The 23578-nt window shown below is 69.5% G+C and carries 21 protein-coding genes; 15 read left to right on the forward strand and 6 right to left on the reverse strand.

Features of this window, described 5'->3' with window-relative positions:
• Window positions 1–9: 9 nt before the first annotated feature.
• From QSK35_RS20425 to QSK35_RS20435, 3 genes are read right to left on the reverse strand one after another with little or no spacing between them, the layout of a single operon-like run.
• A complete protein-coding gene (locus tag QSK35_RS20425) occupies window positions 10–630 on the reverse strand; it encodes a hypothetical protein (RefSeq protein ID WP_285748484.1) in 621 nt (206 codons plus the stop codon).
• Window positions 631–635: 5 nt separating this feature from the next.
• On the reverse strand, window positions 636–1271 hold the full coding sequence (locus QSK35_RS20430) for a response regulator transcription factor (RefSeq protein ID WP_285748486.1): 636 nt from the start codon (window positions 1269–1271) through the stop codon (window positions 636–638).
• Window positions 1256–2449, reverse strand: a complete 1194-nt coding sequence (locus tag QSK35_RS20435) for a sensor histidine kinase (RefSeq protein WP_285748488.1) — start codon at window positions 2447–2449, stop codon at window positions 1256–1258. The genes QSK35_RS20430 and QSK35_RS20435 overlap by 16 nt, the downstream gene beginning before the upstream one ends.
• A gap of 131 nt (window positions 2450–2580) precedes the next feature.
• On the opposite strand from QSK35_RS20435, the gene QSK35_RS20440 reads away from it, so the two are divergent.
• The 10 genes from QSK35_RS20440 (at window position 2581) to QSK35_RS20485 (ending at window position 13562) form a co-directional block, all read left to right on the forward strand.
• Complete coding sequence (locus QSK35_RS20440; RefSeq protein WP_285748496.1) at window positions 2581–3630, forward strand: acyltransferase family protein; 1050 nt, start codon at window positions 2581–2583, stop codon at window positions 3628–3630.
• A 124-nt stretch (window positions 3631–3754) separates the two neighbouring features.
• A complete protein-coding gene (locus QSK35_RS20445; RefSeq protein ID WP_285748498.1) occupies window positions 3755–4228 on the forward strand; it encodes a YbaB/EbfC family nucleoid-associated protein in 474 nt (157 codons plus the stop codon).
• A 5-nt stretch (window positions 4229–4233) separates the two neighbouring features.
• On the forward strand, window positions 4234–4554 hold the full coding sequence (locus tag QSK35_RS20450; RefSeq protein ID WP_285748500.1) for a type VII secretion target: 321 nt from the start codon (window positions 4234–4236) through the stop codon (window positions 4552–4554).
• Window positions 4551–9026 carry an RHS repeat-associated core domain-containing protein gene (locus QSK35_RS20455; protein ID WP_285748502.1) on the forward strand — a complete coding sequence of 1492 codons (4476 nt, stop codon included), beginning with the start codon at window positions 4551–4553 and terminating at the stop codon, window positions 9024–9026. Before QSK35_RS20450 ends, QSK35_RS20455 begins: the two co-directional genes overlap by 4 nt.
• Window positions 9027–9039: 13 nt before the next feature.
• On the forward strand, window positions 9040–9510 hold the full coding sequence (locus tag QSK35_RS20460) for an SUKH-3 domain-containing protein (protein ID WP_285748504.1): 471 nt from the start codon (window positions 9040–9042) through the stop codon (window positions 9508–9510).
• 77 nt (window positions 9511–9587) lie between these two features.
• Complete coding sequence (locus QSK35_RS20465; protein WP_285748506.1) at window positions 9588–9815, forward strand: hypothetical protein; 228 nt, start codon at window positions 9588–9590, stop codon at window positions 9813–9815.
• The gene (locus QSK35_RS20470) at window positions 9803–10324 is read left to right on the forward strand and encodes a SigE family RNA polymerase sigma factor (RefSeq protein ID WP_285748508.1); all 522 of its coding nucleotides are present in this window, start codon (window positions 9803–9805) and stop codon (window positions 10322–10324) included. Before QSK35_RS20465 ends, QSK35_RS20470 begins: the two co-directional genes overlap by 13 nt.
• Window positions 10317–10625, forward strand: a complete 309-nt coding sequence (locus tag QSK35_RS20475) for a hypothetical protein (RefSeq protein ID WP_285748510.1) — start codon at window positions 10317–10319, stop codon at window positions 10623–10625. Before QSK35_RS20470 ends, QSK35_RS20475 begins: the two co-directional genes overlap by 8 nt.
• A gap of 140 nt (window positions 10626–10765) precedes the next feature.
• Window positions 10766–12193: a rifampin monooxygenase gene (gene rox / locus QSK35_RS20480; RefSeq protein WP_285748512.1), complete on the forward strand. Its 1428-nt coding sequence runs from the start codon at window positions 10766–10768 to the stop codon at window positions 12191–12193.
• Between the two features lie 130 nt (window positions 12194–12323).
• Complete coding sequence (locus QSK35_RS20485) at window positions 12324–13562, forward strand: FAD-dependent oxidoreductase (RefSeq protein ID WP_285748514.1); 1239 nt, start codon at window positions 12324–12326, stop codon at window positions 13560–13562.
• Between the two features lie 278 nt (window positions 13563–13840).
• Here QSK35_RS20485 and QSK35_RS20490 read toward each other — a convergent pair whose 3' ends face one another.
• Window positions 13841–14965 carry an epoxide hydrolase family protein gene (locus QSK35_RS20490; protein ID WP_285748516.1) on the reverse strand — a complete coding sequence of 375 codons (1125 nt, stop codon included), beginning with the start codon at window positions 14963–14965 and terminating at the stop codon, window positions 13841–13843.
• A gap of 51 nt (window positions 14966–15016) precedes the next feature.
• On the opposite strand from QSK35_RS20490, the gene QSK35_RS20495 reads away from it, so the two are divergent.
• Entirely contained in the window at window positions 15017–16018 is a 1002-nt protein-coding gene (locus QSK35_RS20495) for a helix-turn-helix transcriptional regulator (protein WP_285748517.1), read from the forward strand.
• Between the two features lie 9 nt (window positions 16019–16027).
• Here the strand turns inward: QSK35_RS20495 and QSK35_RS20500 are convergent, their stop codons facing one another.
• Entirely contained in the window at window positions 16028–16258 is a 231-nt protein-coding gene (locus tag QSK35_RS20500) for a chaplin (protein ID WP_285748520.1), read from the reverse strand.
• A 171-nt stretch (window positions 16259–16429) separates the two neighbouring features.
• Between QSK35_RS20500 and QSK35_RS20505 the strand changes: the two genes are divergently transcribed.
• On the forward strand, window positions 16430–17164 hold the full coding sequence (locus QSK35_RS20505) for a DUF2306 domain-containing protein (protein WP_285748522.1): 735 nt from the start codon (window positions 16430–16432) through the stop codon (window positions 17162–17164).
• Between the two features lie 105 nt (window positions 17165–17269).
• On the forward strand, window positions 17270–19144 hold the full coding sequence (locus QSK35_RS20510; protein ID WP_285748524.1) for a PA domain-containing protein: 1875 nt from the start codon (window positions 17270–17272) through the stop codon (window positions 19142–19144).
• An 84-nt stretch (window positions 19145–19228) separates the two neighbouring features.
• On the opposite strand, the gene QSK35_RS20515 is transcribed toward QSK35_RS20510, so the two are convergent.
• Complete coding sequence (locus QSK35_RS20515; RefSeq protein WP_285748526.1) at window positions 19229–19432, reverse strand: hypothetical protein; 204 nt, start codon at window positions 19430–19432, stop codon at window positions 19229–19231.
• A gap of 185 nt (window positions 19433–19617) precedes the next feature.
• Between QSK35_RS20515 and QSK35_RS20520 the strand changes: the two genes are divergently transcribed.
• Window positions 19618–20445, forward strand: coding sequence for a DUF4097 family beta strand repeat-containing protein (locus QSK35_RS20520; RefSeq protein WP_285748528.1), 828 nt, complete (start codon window positions 19618–19620; stop codon window positions 20443–20445).
• Window positions 20446–20470: 25 nt separating this feature from the next.
• On the forward strand, window positions 20471–23518 hold the full coding sequence (locus QSK35_RS20525; protein ID WP_285748530.1) for an ATP-binding protein: 3048 nt from the start codon (window positions 20471–20473) through the stop codon (window positions 23516–23518).
• The last annotated feature ends 60 nt before the right edge of the window (window positions 23519–23578 follow it).

Here is a 23578-nt window from a genome sequence, read left to right on the forward strand (position 1 = left end):
CCCGACCGGTCAGGACGGGTCGCCGAAGCAGATCGTCGCCGGCGGCTTGAACCGCGCATCGGAGCCGGTGAAGTAGGACAGGTGCTGCTTGGCGTCGCCGCACTCCTGCCCGGTGGCGCTCACCTTGTCGAGCAGCTTCGTCACCTTCACCCGAGCCTTCGAGCAGTCCACGAGCTTCGGCGGCGTCTTGGCGTCGATGTCGTCGAAGCAGTCGCCCACGTGGCCGTTGAGCGCGAGGCAGAGCGCGACGTTGTTCTTCCGCGGGCTCTTGATCGCCACCCGGTAGAAGCCCTCGGAGCAGTTCCACTCGCCCTTGTCGACACCGGCGATCGACACCATGTACGGCGATGTGTCGCAGCCCGTCTTCACCGCGTCCGCGTCGTCTCCGGCGCCGGTCAGCTGCACGCAGTCGCCGACGTTGAGCTGGGCGGCCTGCTTCTCCGGATGGGGCAGCCTGATCGCGATGCCGACACCCGCGGCGACGAGGAGCAGCGCGCCGAACCCGATCAGGACCTTGACCGCGGGGGACAGCCCCTTCTTGACCGGCGGAGGTGGCGCCCATTGCTGCTGCCACTGCTGCTGGGGCCACTGCTGTGGATTCTGCTGGGGTGGAAAGTGCGGTTGAGACACAACCTTCAGACGCTACCAAGATAGGTGAGCACGGCGAGGACGCGGCGGTTGTGGTTCTCGTCATCGGTGATCCCGAGCTTGCCGAACAACGAGGTGGTGTACTTGCTGATGGCGCTCGGGCTCAGGAAGAGTCGCTCGCCGATGGCCTGGTTGGACAGTCCCTGCGCCATCAGCCCGAGCACCTCGTGCTCCCGCTCGGTGAGCCGGTCGGTGGGCCGGCTGGAGAGCAGTTTGGTGACGACGGCCGGATCCAGCGCGGTCCCGCCGCCGGCGACGCGTTCGAGGGCGTCCATGAACTGGTCCGCGTCGAAAACGCTTTCCTTGAGGAAGTAGCCGATGCCACCGGCGCCGTCGGCCAGCAGCTCGCGGGCGTACAACTGCTCGACGTGCTGGGACAGCACCAGAACCGGCAGTCCGGGCACCTCGCGGCGGGCGGCCAGCGCGGCGCGCAGACCCTCGTCCGACTGGGTCGGCGGCATGCGGACGTCCACAATGGAGACTTCCGGGCGCAACGTCAGCAGCGCGTCGAGCGTCTCGGGCCCGGTGGTCGCGGTCGCCACCACGTCGTGCCCGTACGCCTCCAGGAGCCGGACCATGCCGTCCCGCAGGAGATAGAGGTCCTCGGCTACCACGATTCGCATGGCACCACCAATACCGCACGGGTCGGGCCGCCGGCCGGGCTGGTGATCTCGCACGTGCCGTCGAAGACCGCGAGACGTCGGCGCAGACCCGCTAGGCCGCCGTCGGCGCGCAGGACGGCTCCGCCCCGGCCGTCGTCCTCGACCTCGACGGCGAGACCGGAGTCGTTGCGGGAGATGGAGATCCGCGCCGTAGAAGCGTGCGCGTGCTTGACCGCGTTGGTGAGCAGCTCGGCGATGCCGAAGTACACCGCGGACTCGATCGGTGGATCCAAAAGGGGCCGGACCTCGGCGCTGACGACGGTCGCAAGCGGGCTGTCCAGGGCGAGCGCGCGGACGGCGTCGACGAGCCCGCGTTCGGTCAGCACCGGCGGGCTGATGCCGCGGACCAGGTCGCGGAGTTCGCTCAACGACGTGGCGGCGCCGGCCCGCGCCTCCCGCAGCAGCGCCTTGGCCCCCTCCGGGTCGGTTTCCATCAGTTTTTCAGCCGTGGCCAGGGAAAGCCCGAGCCCGACCAGGCGGGCCTGCGCCCCGTCGTGCAGGTCCCGTTCGATCCGCCGGATCTCGGCGGCCTGCGCGATCGTCGTGTCCGCGCGCTGGGCCGTCAGCTCGCCCACCACCATGGCCGGCGACGCGCGCAGGAACCGGACGGCCACCGGCTCGGCCACTCGCCACGCGTACGGAGCACTCACGAGCCCCAGCAAGAACACCGGGTTGACGAACGCGAGGGCCACCGCGGCTGGCGGAACGGCGGCGGCCACGCCGATGGTCACCGGCGCGATCAGGACGAACCGCAGGTCGCGCCACGTGGCGGGATCGCGAAACCACAGCCGCATCCGCTGGTCGCGCACCGCGTCCCGGCTGCTGCGCTCGTAGGAGAAGCCGTTCCACCAGTACCCGGTCGACATCCGGGTGACCGGCACAGCCTGCCGGTATCCGGCGGTGATCACGGTGCCGGTCCAGCTCGCGACGAGGGCGCGGATCATCCGGCACACCGGACGAGACAGGGCGAACGTGCCGATGCACGCCCACACGAGCGGCGCGATCGCCGACCACGGGTTGCCGCCCCACCAGAGCCACAACGCCATCGCGGCCGCCCACACGGCCGGGACCGGCATCGTGACGACCGCCAGGACGCACGCCCGCCAAAACCCCACACAGGCGTTCTTCAGCCACTTCATGACGTCCACTGTGCACCATGCGGCGCCTGCGGACAGTGGGTCCAGCCACACCGTTCCGTGGGGTCAGACCCGTACCGGCGCACCGGCGCACTCCCTAACTTCGAGTCCACATCGGACGAAATGAGGGGAACATGCGAAGGCTGTGGTTCGTCGACAACCTGCGGATCTTGCTGACCGCACTGGTGGTTCTGCACCACGTGGCGGCCACGTACAGCGGGCTGCCCGCCTGGTACTACACCGAGCAACCCACCAGCGGGATCACGGGGTTGCTGCTGACGGTCTTCATGTTGGTGAACCAGGCGTGGTTCATGGGTGCGTTCTTCCTGCTGTCCGGCCACTTCACGCCGGGGTCGTACGACCGCAAGGGACCGCGTGCCTTCCTGTGTGACCGGTTGATCCGCCTGGGCATCCCGCTGGTGGTGTTCTACTTCGTGCTCAACCCGATCCTGTATCTCGGCACCGGCCACGGCGGCTACCTGGACACCATCGGCAGCGGGCCGTTGTGGTTCGTGCTCGCGCTCCTCGTGTTCGACGGCGCCTACGCCGCCTTCCGGCTCGCCAAACCGCAGGTGCGGCAACGAGACCCGCGGCCGCTCACGTTCCGCGCGGTGATCGGGTTCGTGCCGGTGCTGGCACTGGTCACCTTCGCTCTGCGGACCGTGATCCCGATCGGCTTCACCGTTCCGGTCGTCGACTTTCCGACCAGCGCCTACCTTCCGCAGTACGCCGGCCTCTTCGTGCTGGGAACGCTCGCCTACCGGCGGGGCTGGTTCCACGCCGTCACCGCGCGAATGGGCTGGGCCGGGCTCGGCCTCGCGGTCGGCGCCACGCTCGTGTTCCTCCCGCTCGCGCTGGCCGGTGGGGGCGACGCGTGGCTCGGGCACGGCACCCTGAGCTCGCTGTTCTACGCGTTGTGGGACTCCACCTTCGCGGTCGGCCTCGTGCTGGCGCTGCTCGCCTTGTTCCGGGCCAAGCTCAACACCCAGTGGCGCTTGGCGGATCGCGCGTTCGCCGTCTATGTGCTGCACGCGTTCGTGGTGACGGCGGCGGGGCACGCCCTCGCGGTGGTGGACCTGTCCACGCACGTGAAATTCGCCCTCGCGTCGCTTGTGGTGCTTCCGGTCTGTTTCCTGCTCGCGGGCCTGATTCGCCGGATTCCCGGGGTTCGCCGCGTGCTCTGAGGCGGTTTGAGCTGTTTGTCCTCGGCCGTTCGGATGGCGGTGGAACGTTTCTCCCATGTGCGGAACCTCGGGCTGAGAGCCTTCGTCGGACTGTGCGTTCACGCGCCCGCGGAAGGGATCGGCGATGAGTGGCCCGACAGCGAATGGCAACCTCAGCTCGACCGCGGGAGTGGACCAGTGGGTCGCCCGCGCGAGGGCGAAAGCCGAGCGGTACCAGGAGATGAAGGCGCAGGCCGGGCAGATCTCGGTGACCGAGACGTCCCGGGACGGGCTCGTCACCGTGTCGATCGACTCGAGCGGCAACGTCACCGACATGCGGATCACCGACCAGGTGCGGGAGCTCTCCGGCGCCGAGGTCGCGGCCGCCGTGCTCATGACGATGCGGCGGGCGCAGGCGAAGCTGCCGGAGAAGCTGGCCGAGGTGATGGCCGCGACGATCGGCGACGACGCCCAGACCGTCGACACGATCGTCGGCAACTACCGCGCGAAGTTCCCCGAACCGCCGTCCGACGAACCACAACCGCCTGGCCGGCCGGCGCCGCGCCCTGCCAATGACGATGACGACTTCGGCGGCGAGTCCGTCATGAACGAGGAGTGATCGCGGTGGCCGAGGGATACCAGGTGGTGACCACCGAGCTGCACAACCATGTGGCGGCGGTGCGACGGGTGGCGGACACGCTGGGGCAGGCGATGGACGCGGCCCAGTCGGTCACGATGGGCGTGCAGGCGTACGGGATGATCTGCGGCCCGCTGTTCGTGCCGATCGTGATGGCGGTCAGCGCTCCCGGCCTGATCACGTTGAAGATCGCCCAGGAGTCGATCGGCAAGCTGGCCGACGAGGTCAAGGCGACCGCCGAGCACTACGACACGATCGACCAGGCCACCGCCAGAGCGTTCGCGGGCATCGAGGAGAGATTGTCGTGACCAATCCCCTTCTGGCGGAGAAGAAGGACTCGACGACCTGGCACACCGGCATCAACCTGATCGACGACGCCGCCGGGGTGTACGACGCGGTGGAGTCGGGCAGCTGGATCGAGGGCGGCATCGCCGCGCTCGGCACCGGCATGGACCTGCTGACCATCGCGATGAACCCGGTCGGCACGCTGATCTCCTACGGCCTCAACTTCCTGATCGAGCACGTCAAGCCGTTGAAGGACGCACTGGACCTGCTCGCCGGTGACGTCGACCAGATCACCGCCTACTCGCAGACGTGGGCGAACATCGGCAAGGCGGTGGGTGAGGCCGCCAAGAACCTGACCGACGCGGCGTCCCGGGACACGGCGAACTGGGCGGGCGCGGCCGCGGACACCTACCGGCAGCACGTCGAGGGCAAGGTCAACGGCCTGTCCACCGCGGTGACGTGCGCGAACGCCATCAGCACGGTCGTCAAGGTCGTCGGCATGATCACCGGCGTGGTGCGCGGCCTGGTCCGCGACATGGTCACCCAGGCGGTCGGCGACTTCATCCAGGACGCGCTCGAAGAGATCTTCACCCTCGGGCTCGGCACGCCGCTCGTGGTCGCCCAGGTCGTCGAGCAGGTCGCGGCGTGGACCGAGAAGATCGGCGCGACGATCAAGAAGCTGATCAACTCGGTCGAGAAGCTGCGCCCGATCATGAGCAAGCTCGAGGAGATCTGGCACGGCGTCCAGAAGGTCATGTCCGAGCTGCACGGCGGCGGCGGGGAACCGCACGTCCCGCACGGCGAGACCGGCGGCGGCATGCACGTCTCCTCGGCCGAGCCGCACACGGGACATGTCGCTGGCGGCGAGACGCACGTGTCCAGCGTGGGCGGCGAAACGCACGTCTCCAAAGCACCCGAGACGCACGGCACGAGCACTCCGCACGAGGGCGGCACGACCCACACCTCCGGAGACGGCTCCGCGCCACACGGCGGCGAGCCGCACGGCACGACCGGCGAGAGCGGCGGCACCCGGTCGTCCGGCGCCGACGACTCCATCAGCTCCCACAACGAAAACCCCAGCGCGAACTCCAAGCCGAACGAGGGCACCCCGGCGGTCGGTGACCCCGTCGATGTGTCCACCGGCGTGATGCTGACGACGGCCACCGACGTGGACCTGCCGGGCGCACTGCCGCTCGTGATCGCCCGCACGCACCGGTCGACGCACCGGCTGGGCCGCTGGTTCGGCCGGTCCTGGGCATCCACATTGGATCAGAAGGTCGAGGTCGAGGCGGACGCGGTGCACTTCGCCGCCGCGGACGGGATGCTGCTGAAGTTCCCGGTGCCCGCCGACTCCGGGTTCGTGCTGCCGGTCGAGGGGGCGCCGCTGCGGCTGGCCCGCACCGCGGACGGCTACACCGTCACGGATCGCAAGCAGGGCAGGACTTTCCACTTCGCCGGCACCGAGTCCCGGCTGCCGATCACCGCGATCACCGACCGCAACGGCAACCGGATCGACGTCGACTACGACGCGGCGGGCACGATCACCGGGATCCGCCATTCCGGCGGTTACCACCTCCGCGTCGACACGAACGACGGGTTGATCACCGGGATCGCACTGCGCCGGGCGGACGGCCCCGACGTGCCGTTGATCGGTTATCACTACCACGACCGCAACCTGGCCGAGGTCGCCAACTCCTCGGGTTCGCAGATGCGGTACGAGTACGACGCGGACGGCCGGATCGTCCGCTGGGAGGACCGCAACGGCGTCTGGTACCGCTTCACGTACGACCGCGAAGGCCGGTGCGTCAAGGGAGACGGCAAGGACGGATTCCTCAGCTATACCTTCGAATACGCGAACCTCGTCACCAAGTCGACGAACTCGCTCGGCTACACCACGACCTACCACCTCAACGAACGGCTGCAGGTGGTCCGCGAGGTCGACCCGCTCGGCAACGCCGTGACGTCCGAATGGGACTCCCACCACCGGTTGCGCTCGCGCACCGACGCCCTCGGCCGCACCGTGCGCTGCGAGTACGACGCGGACGGCAACCTGGCCGTGTTCACCCGTGCGGACGGCGAAGTGCTGCGCACCGAGTACAACGAGCTCGGCCTGCCCACGACCGTCGTGGAACCGGACGGCGCGGTCTGGACGCAGGAGTACGACGAGCGCGGCAACCGCACGTCGGTCACCGACCCGACCGGAGCGCGCACCGGTTACACGTTCGACGACCGCGGCAACCTCGCGACGATCACCGACGCGCTCGGCCAGACCAGCACGCTGCGGCACGACGCGGCGGGTCTGCTGCAGGCGTCGACAGATCCCGCGGGCGCGACCACCACCTACGAACGCGATGTGCTGGGCCGCGTCTCGGTCGTCACCGACCCGGCGGGTGGCGTCACGCGCCTGGCGTGGACCGTCGAGGGCAAACCGTTGTCCCGCACGCTGCCGGACGGCTCGACCGAGCGCTGGCACTACGACGGCGAGGGCAACGCGGTCCGCCGCACCGACGCGCTGGGCCGCGACAGCATGACCGAGTTCGGCTGCTTCGACCTCCCGCTCGTCGAGATCGCGGCGGACGGTTCGCGCACGGAGTTCGGCTACAACACCGAACTGCGGCCCACGTCGGTCACCAACCCGCAGGGCCTGGTGTGGCGCTACGAGTACGACGCGTGCGGCCGGCTGGTGCGCGAGACCGACTTCGACGGCCGCGTGCAGAACTACGAACGCGACGCCGCCGGCCAGCTCGTCGCCCGCACGAACGGCGCCGGCGAGACCGCCCGGTACCGGTACGACCCGATGGGCAACGTGATCGAGGAGATCACGGACGGCGTCCGCACCACGTTCGCCTACGACCCGCTCGGCCGCGTGCTGCGCGCCACCAACCCCGACGCGGACACCGTCTTCGTCCGCGACGTTCTGGGCCGGGTCGTCGAGGAGACGACGAACGGGATGACGGTCGCGTCCCGCTACGACGTGATCGGCAGGCGGGTCGGCCGCACCACACCGTCCGGAGTGGACAGTGTGTGGGAGTACGACCCGGCTAACCGGCCCGTCGCGGTGCACACCGCCGGGCGCACGGTGCGATTCCGGCACGACGTCGCCGGCCGTGAGGTGGAGCGCGATCTCGGCGCGGCCACGCTCGTCCAGACGTGGGACGGCAACCACCGGCTGCGCACCCAGGCGGTGTCCGGTCACGGCCAGGGTGGTCTGCTGCTGCGCCGCTCCTACCGTTATCGGTCGGACGGCTACCTGGAGGGTGTCGTCGACCAGCTCACCGGGCCGCGCGACTACGACCTCGACGCCCGCGGCCGGGTGACGGGTGTGCGCGGTGGGCCGGAATCCCAGCAGTACCAATACGATCCGGCCGGCAACGTCGTCCATGCGGCGTGGCCCACGGCCGCTGTGGAGTCGGCCGCGGGTCCCCGCGTGTACGAGGGCACACTTCTGCGGCGCGCCGGTTCCGTGCACTACCAGCACGACCGGCAGGGCCGCGTGGTGCTGCGCAGGCAGACCCGCTTGTCCCGCAAGGCGGACGTCTGGCACTACACCTGGAGCTCCGACGACCGGCTGCTCGCGGTCACCACCCCGGACGGAACGCGCTGGCGGTACCGGTACGACGCGCTCGGCCGCCGGTTCGCCAAGCAGCGGCTCGCCGCGGACGGCGTGACCGTGGCCGAGGAGACGATCTTCCACTGGGACGACAAGAACCTCGTCGAGCAGTCTCACGGCGGCGGGGCGACGACGTGGGAGTACGAACCCGGCACCTTCCGCCCGGTGAGCCAGCTCGACCGTGACGGCGTGGACGCCCGGTTCTACGCCATCGTCACGGACCTGGTCGGCACCGCCACCGAACTGGTGGACGCGGCGGGCGAGGTGGCGTGGCGCGGTCAGGAGTCGTTGTGGGGTGTGCGCGCCGATTCCGGAGTCGGTTGCCCGCTGCGCTTCCCGGGCCAGTACCACGATCCGGAGAGCCGGCTCAACTACAACTACCACCGGTACTACGACCCGGAGACCGGCCGCTACCAGAGCAACGACCCGCTGGGGCTGGAGGGCGGCCCGAACCCGAGCGCGTACGTGCCGAACCCGACGGCGTGGATGGACCCGCTCGGACTGGAGAAGTGCCCGCTGGGCCAGTACGCCGACACGTTGCGCGGCGAGAACCAGGCCGCCACACCACGTGTCGCCGCCGAGTACACGTCGCCGTCCGGCAAGAAGTACTACGCGCACAGCAGTGAGGGGGTGCCGCTGCCGGACCACCTGAAAGCGGAGATGGAGAAGATCGCGCCGGTCGGCGGCAGGCACGGTTCGTGTGCCGAGGTCAACGCGATCTCCAAGGCGGTCGCAGCGGAGGGCGTGGAGGCGATGCAGAACGGTTCCGTGCGTGCCGTCCGGGTGAAGCCGGTCAACAGCCCCACCACCATGCACGGAACATCCCTCGCGCCCTGCGACACTTTCTGCCAACCCCTCTTGCGGGCGCTCGGAATCACGTGGTGAAAGGCGGCACCGAATGACGGTCGTCGACGGCTTCTCGCCGGAGCTCGTGGCCGCTCTCGAGGCGAGTGGCTGGACGCGGGACCGCCGGGTCGACATCGAACAGTGGGACGCGGTGCTCAGCGTCGAGGGGTACCACCTGTCCGATGTGGCGCGGGAACTGCTGGAGAGCCTCGGTGACCTGCGCGTGCAGCCGGTGTTCGAAGGCGAGTACCGGTCCTCGCTGTACTTCGAGCCGGAGGCGGCGGGCGCGGGTGCGATCGACATCGCCGAGGAGCTGGAAGGGCTGTTCGGCCAGCGGTTCTACCCGCTCGCGGAGTGGATCTCCGCGAGCTGCGTGTTCGTGGGTGAGCACGGCAAGGTGGCGTCGTACGACGACGTCGAGATGCTCGACATCGGTGACACGGTCAACGAGGGCCTGGAGGTCATGGTGCTCGGAACACGCGCTCCCCGCGTGATCCGGAACACGCACTACCCGCAGTGGTGAAAATTCGATGCAACCTCGCGCCACGCCGCGCGCATTGGTAACGCGTCACTGTCCTGACCAGCAACACTGGGAGAGTCATGTCGCGTTTTCGAATCGCCCTCGGCGTGGCGGCGATCGTCGCTTCGGCCGTGGGCATCGCCGTTCCCGCCCTCGCCGGTGCCGCCGAGGAGCCGCCCCGTGCCGAGCTCACGCCCCAGGTGCGGCAGGCGCCCGACACCCAGCCGAAGTTCGCCGGCGACCCGTTTGAGGGCAAGTGCGTGTACTGGCTCAAGGGTGAGGACCACCTGCGGGAGTGCGACCACTGAGTCACGACGAGGAGTTCCACCGGTACGCCGCAGGCCGTGCGCACGGCCTGCGGTCTACCGCGTTTCTGCTGTGCGGCGACTGGCATCACGCCGAGGACCTCACGCAGACCGCGTTGCTCAAGCTCTATCTGATGTGGCCGCGCCTTGAGCACCACGGGGGACTGGACGCCTACGCGCGCCGCATCATCGTGCGCACGTATCTCGCCGAACGACGGTTGATCTGGCGCAAGCGGGAACGGCTCACGGACCTGCCGCCGGAGCCGGTCGCACCGTCCGATGTGGAGCTCGAGGAACGGATCATCGTGCGGCGTGCGCTCGCCGCCGTGCCGCCCAAACAGCGGGCGGCGCTCGTGCTGCGCTACTGGAACGACCTGAGCGTCGAGGACACCGCCGAGGCGCTCGGCTGTTCGGTCGGCACGGTCAAGAGCCAGTGCGCGCGCGGCCTCGCCACGCTGCGGCAACGGCTGGGACCGCATTTCACCCTGAAGGGAGGTGCTGTTGATGCGTGATGACGACGTCAAGCCGTTGTTCGACCTGATCACGTCCGAGCAGCCGCCGCTGGGCATCGACATCGGCCGCATCTCCGAGCGCGGGCGGCGCACGCGGCGGCGTCGCAAGACCCTCGCGGTGGTGGGCAGTTCGGCCGCGGTGTGCGGCGCGATCGTGCTGAGCGTGTTCGCGCTGGCCGACCGTGCTCCTGTAGAGCCGGCTACGCGGCTGCCGACGAGCACGGTGACGACCACGACACCCAGCACCGGGGCGAGCTGCTATCTCACGCCGGGAGGGCCCTGCCCGCAGAACGGCCGATGACGTTGTCCGTTGTGGACGGATACAACAAAGGCAGGGAGCCGCACTCCCTGCCACTATCAACGTATAACGCATCGGGGGGCTTGCCGCAAGACCCCGGTGATGCCGCAGAATTCGCCGGCCGAAGCTGAAACGGGGGATTCATGTTCGACGTGATCATCGCTGGTGGCGGGCCGACCGGGCTGATGCTGGCGAGCGAGTTGCGGTTGCACGACGTGAACGTGCTGGTGCTGGAGCGGGACGCGGAGCCGACCAAGGTGGTCCGCGCGATGGGTCTGCACGTGCGCAGCATCGAGATAATGGACCAGCGGGGTCTGTGGGACCGGTTTCTGGCGAACGGCAAGCTGTATCCGGTGCACGGATTCTTCGCCGGTATCGAAAAGCCCGTGCCCGAACGGCTGGACACCACGCATCCCCATGTCCTGGGCATGCCGCAGCCGATCATCGATCGCCTGCTGGCGGAACGTGCCGCCGAGTTGGACACCGAGGTCCGGCGCGGCACCGAACTGGTGGGGCTGAGCCAGGACGACGACGGGGTGACCGTGGAGCTGGCCGACGGCACGCGGCTGCGCACGCGGTACCTCGTCGGCTGCGACGGCGGGCGCAGCACGGTGCGCAAGCTGATCGGGGTCGGCTTCCCCGGTGAGCCCACCAAGGTCGAGACGCTGCTGGGTGAGATGGAGGTCGGCGTACCGGCGGAGACGGTGGCCGCCACCATGACCGAGGTCCGCAAGACCCAGAAGCGGTTCGGCATCGGGCCGATCGGCGACGACGGGCTGTTCCGCGTCGTCGTGCCCGCGGAGGGCGTGACCGAGGGGCGCACGCCACCGACCCTCGAGGACATCAAACGACAGCTGTACGTGTACGCGGGCACCGACTTCGGCGTGCACTCACCGCGCTGGCTGTCGCGGTTCGGCGACGCCACGCGCCAGGCGGAGCGCTACCGCGTCGGCAGGGTGCTGCTGGCCGGGGACGCCGCGCACATCCACCCGCCGGTCGGCGGGCAGGGGCTCAACCTCGGCGTCCAGGACTCGTTCAACCTCGGCTGGAAGCTGGCCGCCGCGGTCGGCGGCTGGGCGCCGGAGGGGTTGCTGGACACCTACGAGGCCGAACGGCATCCGGTGGCCGCGCAGGTGCTCACCACCACCCGCGCCATGATGGAGCTGATGTCCACCGAGCCGGGACCGCAGGCTGTCCGCAAGCTGTTCTCCGAACTGATGGACTTCGACGAGGTGAACCGGTTCCTGACCGAGCGGATCACCGGGATCGGAATCCGGTACGACTTCGGTTCCGGGCACGAGCTGGTCGGCCGGCGGCTGCGGGACGTCGCTCTGAAGCGGGGCCGGCTCTACGAGCTGACGCACAGCGGCCGCGGACTGCTGCTCGACCAGACCGGCCGGCTTTCGGTCGCGGGCTGGGAGGATCGGGTCGACCACGTCGTGGACGTCAGCGAGGAACTGGACGTGCCCGCCGTGTTGCTGCGGCCCGACGGTCACGTGGTGTGGGCCGGTGAGGATCAGGAAGATCTTTCCGGCCGGTTGCGCGAGTGGTTCGGCGAACCTGTTCGATAGTTGAAACGGAGCCCGAGCTCGCGGAGCTCTACGCGAAGGGTGTCGTGCTGGACGCCGCCCAGGCCCGGCACCCGGCCACACTCGTGGAACGTTCGGGGGCAAGGGCTTGGGCCGAGTCGGGGGGCACGTTGTGAAGGTCGTGGTGATCGGGGCCGGAATCGCCGGCCTGCTGGTGGCGCACGTGATCGGCGGCGACGTCGTGGTGCTGGAACGCGACAAGCTGTCCGACGAACCCCGTTATCGCGCCGGGGTGCCGCAGGGCAGGCACGTGCACGGGTTGCTCGTGCGCGGTGCGGAGATCATGGAGGACCTGCTTCCCGGTCTGCGTCAGGAGCTGGTGGCGGCCGGGGCGTACCTGACCGACGCGGGCGACGCGCGGTTGCTCAACACACACGGCTGGGCCGCCGGAGGCCGGACCGGACTGCCGCTGCTCACGGTCACCCGTCCACTGCTGGAGACGCACATCCGCCGCCGCGTCACCGCCAAGGTGCTCGACGGTGTGCACGTGACCGGCCTGTCGTTCAGCGGATCCACTGTGGATGGTGTGCTGACCGGTGACGGCCGGATCGACGCCGACCTCGTGGTCGACGCCTCCGGCCGTTCGTCGAAGCTGGCGACGTGGCTCGCGGCGGCCGGAGTCGTTGTGCCGCAACCATCCGTGGTCGACTCACGCACCGGCTACGCGACCCGCCTCTACACCGCGCCACCGGACTTTCCGGCGGTGCTCGCCGAGTCGTTGTCCGCGCCGAGCACCCCGCGCGGCTGCGCCGTGATGCGGGTCGAGGGCGACCGGCTGATGGTGACCGCGCAGGGCGCCGGTGGCGACCACCCGCCGCGCGATCCCTCGGGGTACCAGGAGTTCCTGGAGTCGTTGCGGCTGCCGGTCGCCGAGATGTTGCGACCGGCCGAACCCCTGTCGCCCGTGTACCTGTTCGCCCGGACCGCCAGCCGCCGCAACGCGTTCGAGGACACCCGCTCGTGGCCCGGCGGCCTGGTCGCGATCGGCGACGCCGTCTGTTCGTTCAACCCGGTGTACGGGCAGGGGATGACCGTGGCCGCGATGGAGGCGCTGCTGTTCCGGCGGCACCAAGACTTCAGTGCCGCGGGGTGCGTTTCCTTTCAACGCAGGATCGCCAGGACCACGCGGTCGTCGTGGCTGTTGTCGAGCGGCGCCGACCGGGGCTGGGTCGGTGACGCCCGGCCGGGTCCGGCTTCCCGCGTGTTCGCCTGGTACATGAAGAAGTGGCAGATCGCGATCACCCGTGACGCCGACATGTTCCGCCGGTTCATCCGCGTGGTGAACATGGTCGCCGGACCCGCCACTCTGCTGAGCCCTGTCGTGTTCCGCAGGCTCATGGTCTCCCACTAGGCGCATTGCGTGGAGTAGAACCGCGTCGCCCACCGATCGGCAGGTCGCGCAGGAGGTCGGCCGCCGCCGGCGCGGCCAGGCGGTTCAGCAGACGCGAGAGGACGCGCGGCGGTACTCGAGGTGGGTCGGGTCGATGGGCGTCGGCATCGAGAAGTGCCGCCCCGCACGCCGAACCGGGGCACCTCGAAGTTCACCTCGACGTAGCCCAGCACGCCGCCGCCCTACCCGGACATCGCCTGGTGGTGGCGATACGCCGGGTAGGGCGGCGGGGACCCGCGTCAGGAGCGGAAGAAGGTGCGCAGGTCGCCGACGAGGACGTCCGGGCGCTCCATCGCCGCGAAGTGCCCGCCGTCGGGAAACTCCGACCAGTGCACGATGTTCGAGTTGTCCCGGGCCGCGAACGCCCGGATCGTCTTGAAGTCGTCGGCGAAGACGGCGACCCCGGTGCGTGACGGGTTGACCTCCGGCTCGCGCGCCGCCTTCGTCTCCTCGAAGTGGTAGCGCCCGGCGGTCGCCTGGGTGTTGGTGAACCAGTACAGCGACACCTGGGTGAGGATCTGCTCGGTCGTCATCAGACTCGTGCCGTTGCCGAAGTTGTTGAACAGCTCGCTGTACGCCAGCTGCCCGACCGGTGAGTCGGCGATGCCGGCGGCGACGGTCTGCGGGCGCGTCCCGTTCATCTGGTTGTAGCCGCCGACGGACTGGAACCACTGCAGGTGCTCGAGTGCGGCGTAGTCCTTGGGCTCGAGGTGCTCGAACTCGGCGGGGTCGCCGGACGGGAACGAGAACAGCTGCAGCACGTGCAGGCCGAGGAAACCCTCCGGCTGCAGGATCCCGAGCTCGCGGGAGATCATCGCGCCGGCGTCACTGCCGTGCGCGCCATAGGAGTCGTACCCGAGCCGCCGCATCAGCTGGTCGAACGTCTCCGCGACCCGCCGCATCGTCCAGCCGCGGCCGACCAGCGGTGTGCTGTACCCGAAGCCGGGAATCGAAGGCACGACAACGGAGAACGCGTCCGCCGCGTCGCCGCCGTGGGCGACCGGGTCGGTGAGCGGGCCGATCATGTCGAGGAAGTCGGCGAACGAGCCGGGGTAGCTGTGCAGGAGCAGCAACGGCGTCGCGTTCTTTTCCTTCGACGGCACGTGGATGAAGTGGACGGTCTGGCCGTCGATCTCGGTGAGGTAGTGCGGGAACCGGTTCATCCGCGCTTCCTGGGCGCGCCAGTCGAACTTGGTCCGCCAGTGGTCGACGGTCTCGCCGAGGTAGCTGTTCGGGGTGCCGTACTCCCAGTCGTCGGTGGGCGCGGGCCGCGGCAGGCGGGTGCGGGCGAGGCGCTCGTCCAGGTCGTTCAGGTCGGCCTGCGGGACGTCGATGCGGAAGGGGCGGATCTCGTTGTTCGTCATGACACAGACGTTAGAAGCCTTATAGGAACACTTGGTTCCTATACTTCCAAGGTGCTCGAAACTTCTTCTCGGCTGCTCGCGCTGCTGGCCCTGATGCAGTCCCGGCCGGCGTGGCCGGGCTCGGAGCTGGCCGAGCGGCTGAACGTCAGCGGGCGGACGATCCGCAACGACATCGACCGGCTGCGCGAGCTCGGCTACCCGGTGGAGGCCGTGCGCGGACCCGCCGGGTACTACCAGCTGGGTGCGGGCGCGAAGCTGCCGCCGTTGCTGCTCGACGACGAGGAGGCCGTGGCCGTCGCGATCGGACTGCGCGCCGGGCGCGGGGTCGCGGGCATCGAGGACAGCGCCGCGCGGGCGTTGACGAAACTCGAACAGGTGCTGCCGCACCGGCTGCGCCGCCAGGTGAGCGCGTTGCACCAGGCGACGTCGGAGGGACCGGCGAACACCGGCAGCAACGTCGAGGACCCGGTGGTGGACGCGACCGTGCTCGCGACGATCGCGGCGGCGGTCCGGGACAGCGAGCTGATCCGGTTCGACTACACCGGACCGGCTCGCTCCGAGCCGCAGCGCAACGACGCCTCCGCGCCGTTCGGGGACTGGCCGGTGCTCGTGGAGCCCTACCGGCTGGTGAGCTGGGAGCGGCACTGGTACCTCGTCGCGCGCGGACCGGAGACGGGCGCATGGCACACCTACCGCGTCGACTGGATCTCGCTGCGGATGGCGACCGGTCGCCGGTTCACGCCGAACCCGCTGCCGGGCGGGGACTACACGGGTTTCGTGCTGCGGGACGTGGCCGTGGCCGGGTGGCGGGTGCACGCGCGGATCACCGTGCACGCACCCGCGGAGGCCGTGCTGGCGCGGATCAACCCGGCCGTCGGTGTGGTCGAGGCGGTGGACGCCACGACGTCGGTGCTCGTGACCGGGGCGGACAGCCTGGAGCTGATCGCCGTCTACATCGGAATGCTCGGGCTCGACTTCCGCGTCACCGAGCCGGCCGCTCTCGTCGAACACCTTCGCGTGCTCGGCAGCCGGTATCTCCGCGCCGTCGAGTAGGCCTTGAGCTCAGTCGTTCATGCAGGTGTTGCCGTAGGCGGGGTTCAGGATGCCGACGACGTTCACGGTGATGCCGCAGACGTTGACCGGAACGTGGATCGGAGCCTTGATGTTGGTGCCGGCCACGACGCCGGGCGAGTCCCATGCGTCTCCGGGGGCGTAGGCGCCCGCGTTGGCTGCGGGAGCGGCGAGCATGGTGACCGCGGCCCCCAGGAGGGCGGCCTTTCCGATGGTACGCATGGCCCGATCTTTGCGGCCAAACAGTCGTGCCGTCGATAGGCCAAGAGCGTGAAGATCGAAAATCCGCCCAGGGTGTGGCGGTCGTCATATCCGCCAATTGGGACGACCCCTAGTCCGGGTGCTGGCCGTGATCTCCTGCGACGGCCACGAGCGAAACGGCAGGAACCGCCGATGACTATCACGACTGACCGGGCAACCGTGCCCACTACGGCCACGACCAAGAGGCGCCCGTGGTGGCGCCACCCGTGGACCGCCGTCGCGGTGATCGTCGTGGCGTTCATCCTCTTCGCCTTGTTCCCGTACGTGACCTTCGACCCCAGCCGGTCACGGATCCCGCTGCGGGGCGACATCCCGCTCTACTACCCGGTCCTCATCTTCCACATCTTCACGGCGACCGTCGCGGTGATCTGCGCCTGCCTGCGGATCTCGCCCTGGTTCAAGCGGCGCTACCCGTCGGCTTTCCGGGTCAGCGAAGCAATCTACGTCTTCGCCGGGGTCATTCCCTCCGGCATCTCCGCCCTCGCGATCGGCGCGGTCAGCTCGTTCGGCCCGATCACCAGGACCAGCCACATCCTGGTGGCCACGCTGTGGCTCGTCTGCACGATCAAGGGCTACCGGCTCGGCCGGCGGGGTGAGGTGGACGAGCAGCAGCGGTGGATGTGGCGCAGCTACGTCCTGACGGCGGCGGCCATCACCAACCGGATGTGGGCCATCATGTTCCTGCTGGTGTTCACCCCGCAGCTGGACTCGCTCTTCGGTGGCAACGAGAAGGTCATGCTGCAGACGATCTCGAGCATGGCGGCCTTCCTGAGCTGGACCGTCCCGTTGATCATCCTGCAGTGGTGGCTGGACAACCGGGACGCCGCCGCGCGCCGCCAGCACCTGGCTGGACTGAACGGGTCATAGGACGTATGACATCTTCCTAACCGTGTAATCGGGACATAAAGTGCGGCCGACTGGGGGACCACCCAACTCCCGGAGGCAGTTATGCGGGGTCAACGAAGACATCGCATGTCCCTACTCGGCGTGAGCGTGCTGGTACTCGGCGGGCTCACCGCGGGGATCGCGGACGCCCATCCCGAACACGGAGGCGGCCGCGAGGACTTTCCTGGTGAAGGTGTCGCCGACGGCATCTACAAGCAGCACAACGGCGACGAGGGCCACCTGCCGCCGGTCAACCGCAATGTCCAGCTCGTTGGCAAGGGCGAGGTGACCAACCCCGCCGGGACCGGCAACACCGGCCGCGTCGCCGACGTCACCGCGTTCGGCGACTACGCCTACCTGAACGCGTTCCGCGAACCGACGTGCCAGAAGACCGGCGTGCACGTCATGGACATCTCCAACCCGGCGGCACCGGTCGAGGTCACCAGCGCGTTCATCCCGACCAGCGATGGCTCCTACGTCGGTGAGGGCATCCAGGTCGAGCACATCGACAACGCGTTCTTCACGGGCGACCTCCTGGCGCACCAGAACGAGACGTGTCCCGGCGCGACCCCGGCACCCCCGAACCTCGGCGGCATCTCGCTGTGGGACGTCACCGATCCACGCCACCCCAAGCCGGTCACGCTGCACACCGGTGACTTCACCAACCCGGCGGGCGGCACGGACGCCGCGCCGAACCAGACCCACAGCATGCGCATGTGGACGAACACCGGTGACAAGAAGACCTACGTGGTCCTGGTCGACGACGAGGAGCTGACCGACGTCGACATCATGGACATCACCGACCCGTACCACCCGGTGATGGTCAACGACGAGCTGGACCTCAGTGAACTGTTCGGCGTCGACCAGCCGGCGCCGGCCAACCTGACGTCGATCTTCAGCCACGACATGATGATCACGAAGATCGGTCAGCGCTACGTGATGAACATGAACTACTGGGACGGCGGCTACGTCCTGCTCGACGTCACCGATCCGCGGCCCGGCAAGGTCACGCTGATCGCCGAGAGCGACTACGCGCTGCTGGACGAGGAACGGCTGGCGCGCGGTCAGCAGATCTCGCCCGAGGGCAACTCGCACCAGTCCGAGCTGTCGCCGAACAAGAAGTTCCTGCTGGGCACCGACGAGGACTTCAACCCGTTCCGGGTCACCGCGAAGATCGACTCCGGGCCGTACGCGGGCACCGAGTACGTCGCGACCCAGGCCAGCGACACCCCGCGGATCGACGAGAACACGACGATCAGCGGGCCGACCACCTACGTCGGTGACGCCTGCGCCGCGCTACCCGCGGGCACCGGTACGGCGCTGGTGGAACGCGGCACGTGCGCGTTCCAGGTCAAACTCGACAACATCGTCGCCGCCGGGTACACGTCCGGCATCGTGTTCCAGAACGTCCGGGGCGACTGCCTCGGGCAGGTCACCATGCTGGCCGCCGGCAACATCCCGTTCGTGTTCGTCAACCGCACCACCGGGCTGAAGCTGCTCGGCGTCGCGGGCGTCACCGACGCCAACGCCTGCACGACGGCCACGCCCGCCGGGGCGACCGGCAACGCCACGACCATCAAGGCCGTGTTCGACGGATGGGGTTACGTCCGGCTCTTCGGCGTGAACGTCCCGAAGACCGGGGCGGGGTCGATCTCGCAGATCGACACCTACTCGATCCCCGAGGCGCAGGACCCGGCGTACGCGCGCGGCTTCGGCGACCTTTCGGTGCACGAGGTCGCGATGGACCCGGACAACAGCCGGATCGCCTACATCTCGTACTACGCGGGCGGTTTCCGCGTCGTCGAGTACGGCACGGGTGGCATCCAGGAAGTCGGTGCCTTCATCGACCAGGGAGGCAACAACTTCTGGGGCGTCGAGGTCTGGCGTGACGAGACCGGGCAGAAGTACGTGCTCGCCAGCGACCGCGACTTCGGCCTCTACGTGTTCCGGTACAACGGCTGATCACTCCGTCCCGCGATAGGTCGAACAGCACTGTTCGACCTATCGCGGGTTCAGGCCGGCCACGCTCGCGGGTCTGCGGCCCGGCTAGGCGGCGCCGCGCCGGCGGCGGGGCAGGAACCACATGTAGACGCCGGTGCCCATGAGGACGAACAGCGGGAGCAGGGGCACATAGGACACCCACACCGCCGAGCTCTTCAGGGTCAGCGCGACGGCCGTGAAGACGACGGTCGCCATGAAGAACATGCTCGTCCAGCGGTGGAACCTGCGGATTCCCTTGTTGCCGCTCATCTTTCCCGCCCTCCAGGTCGTTGGCTTGCCGAGGTCAACGCTAGAAGCGGGAGGTCCCGGCGTGCTTCTCGATTCCTGACCGGGTTGCACTGACACCGGTTCGCCGGCCGGTGTCAGTGCCGTGACAGCCGGGTGTCCGGCGTGGTGGCGAATGTGGGCGCAACAACCGACAAGGGAGACACGAGATGTCCACGTTCACCACGCCAGAGCCGATCACCGCTTCGCTGACCACCGCGGGCGCCCGCGTGCGGATCGCCGCGAGCGACCGCGCGGATACGGTGGTCCGGGTAGAGCCCGTCAACAGCGCGAGCTCTCACGACGTGAAGGTCGCCGAGAAGACCAAGGTCGATTTCTCCGGCGGTGTGCTGACGGTCAAGACGACCAAGTCCGGTGGCCAGAACGGTTCGGTCGCCATCACGATCGAGCTCCCGGCCGGATCCGGGCTGGACCTGAACACCGCGTGGACGGAGGTCCAGGCCGACGGCGTGCTCGGCGAGTGCGCGGTCAACATCGGGTCCGGGCAGGTTCGGCTCGACCGCGTGGCCACGCTGCGGGGCAACCTCGGGACGGGCGGGATCGCGGTCGGTCACGTCGCCGGGAAGGTCGACCTGGAGGGCGGCTCGGCCGGGGTGCGGATCGGTGAGGCCGAAGGCGCCGTCAGGTACGAGGGCACGTCCGGCAAGGTCTGGATCGGCCACGCCCGCGCCGACGTCGACCTCGGCGGTTCGAGCGGCAGCTTCGACATCGGCCGGGCGGACGGCGGTGTCGTCGCCAAGGCGGCGAACTGTCCTATCCGGATCGGCCGGGTCACGCGCGGCCAGGTGGAGCTGATGAACGCCTCCGGCGGCATCGAGATCGGCGTCAGCGCCGGCACCGCCGCCGTGATCGACGCGAAGAGCACGAAGGGTCTGGTACGCAGCTCCGTTCCCGTGCCGGACAACGCGGGCGATTCCGTCCAGGTCTACGCCCGCACGCGGCTCGACGACATCGTCATCCAACCCGCCACGGTGTGAGCCCGCGCCTGGCAGGATCGGATGGGTGCAGATCAGGATCCTGGGGCCGTTCGAGGTGCGTGCCGACGATGGCACCGTCGCGGACGTGCCGGGCGCACGGCTGCGCGGGCTGGTGGTCGCCCTCGCACTCAGCCCCGGTCAGGTGGTGTCGAAGGCATCGCTCATCGACTGGATCTGGGGCGAGCACCCGCCCGCCGACGCGGCGAACGCGTTGCAGCGCCTGGTTTCCCGGCTGCGCAAGGCAATCCCGGGCGTGGTCGTCGAGGCGCTGACGGACGGGTACCGCCTGGCGGTCCCGTCCGACGCGGTCGACGCCGTGCGGTTCGAACGCCTCGGTGCCGAGGCCCTCGATCTGTGGCGTGGCCCGGCGTTGCAGGACGTCGGTCTGCAGGACAGCGAGGCGTTCGACGCGGCGGCCACCAGGCTGGAGGCGTTGCGGCTGGCCGCGCTCGAGGACCGGTTCGACACCGAGATCGAGCGCGGCCGCGGCCCGGAGCTGGTCGCGGAACTGACCGACCTGGTGGCCGCGCATCCCGTGCGGGAGAAGCTGGTCGCCGCACTGATGCGCGCTCTGGCCGCCGCCGGCCGCAACAGCGAGGCACTGCTCGCCTACCAGCGTGTCCGGGAAGCCCTCGCCGACGAGCTCGGCGTCGACCCGTCACCGGAACTGTCGGAGTTGCACGTCGCGTTGCTGCGCGGCGAGGTCGGGCGGCGGGAGGAGAACCGCGCCACCAACCTGCGGGCCGAGCTGACCAGCTACATCGGCAAGGAGGTCGATGTCGCCGCGGTCCGCGGGCTCGTCGCCGCCCACCGGCTCACCACCCTGACCGGCCCTGGCGGATCGGGAAAGACCAGGCTGGCAACGGAAACCGCGCGCACGCTGGTCGGCGTGATGCCGGACGGTGCGTGGCTGGTGGAGCTCGCGGCGATCGGCACCGGTGATGATGTCGGCCAGGCAACGCTTTCCGGGCTCGGACTGCGGGACGCGCTGCTCGGCGAAGCGCAGAACCTGGAGCCCGCGGACCGGTTGATCGCCGCGATCCGCGACCGGGACATGGTGCTGGTCCTGGACAACTGCGAGCACGTGATCGAGTCGGCGGCCGCGCTCGCCCATCGGTTGCTCGGCGAGTGCCGCAAGTTGCGGATCCTGGCGACGAGCCGGGAACCGCTCGGCATCACCGGCGAGGCGCTGTGGCCGGTCGCACCGCTCGAGAACGCGGCCGCCGTCGAGCTGTTGCGGGACCGGGCCGCGGCCGTCCGCACCGACCTGGTGGTCGACGAAGGAACGTTGGCCACCATGGCACGCGTGTGCCGGGCACTGGACGGGATGCCGCTCGCGATCGAGCTGGCCGCGGCCCGGTTGCGCACCATGTCGATCGACCAGCTCGCGACCCGGCTCGACGACCGGTTCCGGCTGCTGACCGGCGGCAGCCGCACGGCGTTGCCCCGGCACCGGACTTTGCGGGCGATGGTCGACTGGAGCTGGGAGCTGCTGTCCGACGCCGAACGCGTGGTGCTGCGCAGGCTCTCGGTGTTCGCCGGAGGTGCGAACCTGGAAGCGGCCGAGCGGGTCTGTTCGGGTGATCTCGTCGAGGAGTACGAGGTCCTCGATCTGCTGACGTCGTTGACCGAGAAGTCCCTGCTGGTCGCGGCCGGAGAGGGTGCTCCGCGGTACCGGATGCTCGGCACGATCAAGGAGTACGCCGCCCAGCGGCTCGCGGAGGCGGGGGAGTCGGACCTGGCCCGCCAGGCGCATCTCGCCTGGTTCACCGAGCTCGCCGAGACCGCGGAACCGCACCTGCGCCGTTCCGAACAACTGGACTGGCTCGCCACCCTCAAGGCGGAGCACGACAACATCACCTCCGCGATGCGCGGCGCGCTCGCCGCCGGTGACGCGCACGCGGCGATGCGGCTCGCGGCGGCCGCCGGCTGGTACTGGTGGCTCATCGGCCACAAGGCCGAAGGCATGGAGCTGATCAGAGCGGCCATCGACACGCCCGGCGAGGTCCCCGACGGGATCCGGGCCTGGGTCTACGCCCTCACCACGACGTTCATCACCTCCGGGCCGGGCGACGTGCCCGAGGCCGCGGAGTGGATCCACAAGGCGTACGAGATCAGCCGGCGGGACCAGCGGCACCACCCGGCGCTGGGGCTGGTCGTCCCGCTGGAACGGATGCTGCGCGAGCCGGACGCCGTCGTGCCCGCGTGGGAGTCGTTGCTGGACAACGAAGATCCGTGGGTGCGCGCGTTGTCCCGGCTGCAACTCGGCAAGATGTGGATCATGCTCGGCCGGGGCGGTGACGCGGAGGCGTACTTCGAGGAGTCGCTGGTCGAGTTCCGGGTGCTGGGTGAACGGTTCGGGATCTCCTTCGCACAAACGGAACTGGCGGATCGCATCGCCATGCGCGGTGAGTTCGCCGAGGCGTGCGAGCACTTCGAACAGGCGATCGCGGTCGTCACCGAGCTCGGCGCCGTGGACGACGTCATCCTCCTGCGCGCGCGACAGGCCCGGTTGTACTGGCTCATGGGCGACAAGGACGCCGGTGCCGCCGCCATGGCCGAGGCCGGTCGGCGAGCCACGGGCGTCACCTGGCCGGGCACGCTGGCCGCACTGGCCCTGGCCAAGGCCGAGCTCGCACGCTGGAACGACGACGCCGAGGAGGCGTTCGACCAGCTCGGCATCGCGACCGGGTTCCTCGGCGTCGAGGCCAAGCAGGCGCACATCCGCGCGATGACCCACGACCTGCGCGCCTACTTCGCGGACGACGGGGAACTGGCGCGCGAGCACCGTGCGGCGGCGTGCCAGGCGGCGGCGGAAACGGGGCACGCACCCGTGATCGCGCAGATGCTCGCAGGTGTCGCGGACCTGGCGTTGCGCGAGGGGCAGTACGAACAGGCCGCGCGGCTGCTCGGGGCGAGCGCGCGCGTGCTCGGCCTGGTGGACCGTTCCAACCCGGACGTGGCCCGGATCGAGCAGGCAGCCCGCGCCCACCTCGGCGACGCCGCGTTCGACGAAGCGGCCGGCGCGGAGTTGGACTGGAACGAGCTGGTAGCGGTCACGCTCGCACCCTGACAGTCCCGGTTCGGGCCGTGTCAGCGTCGTGTCAGCCCGGTGTCCGGCGGGTCGGCGAAC

Origin of the sequence: Lentzea sp. NBRC 105346 (assembly GCF_030269605.1) — a bacterium.
In the GTDB taxonomy this organism is placed as follows: Bacteria; Actinomycetota; Actinomycetes; order Mycobacteriales; family Pseudonocardiaceae; genus Lentzea.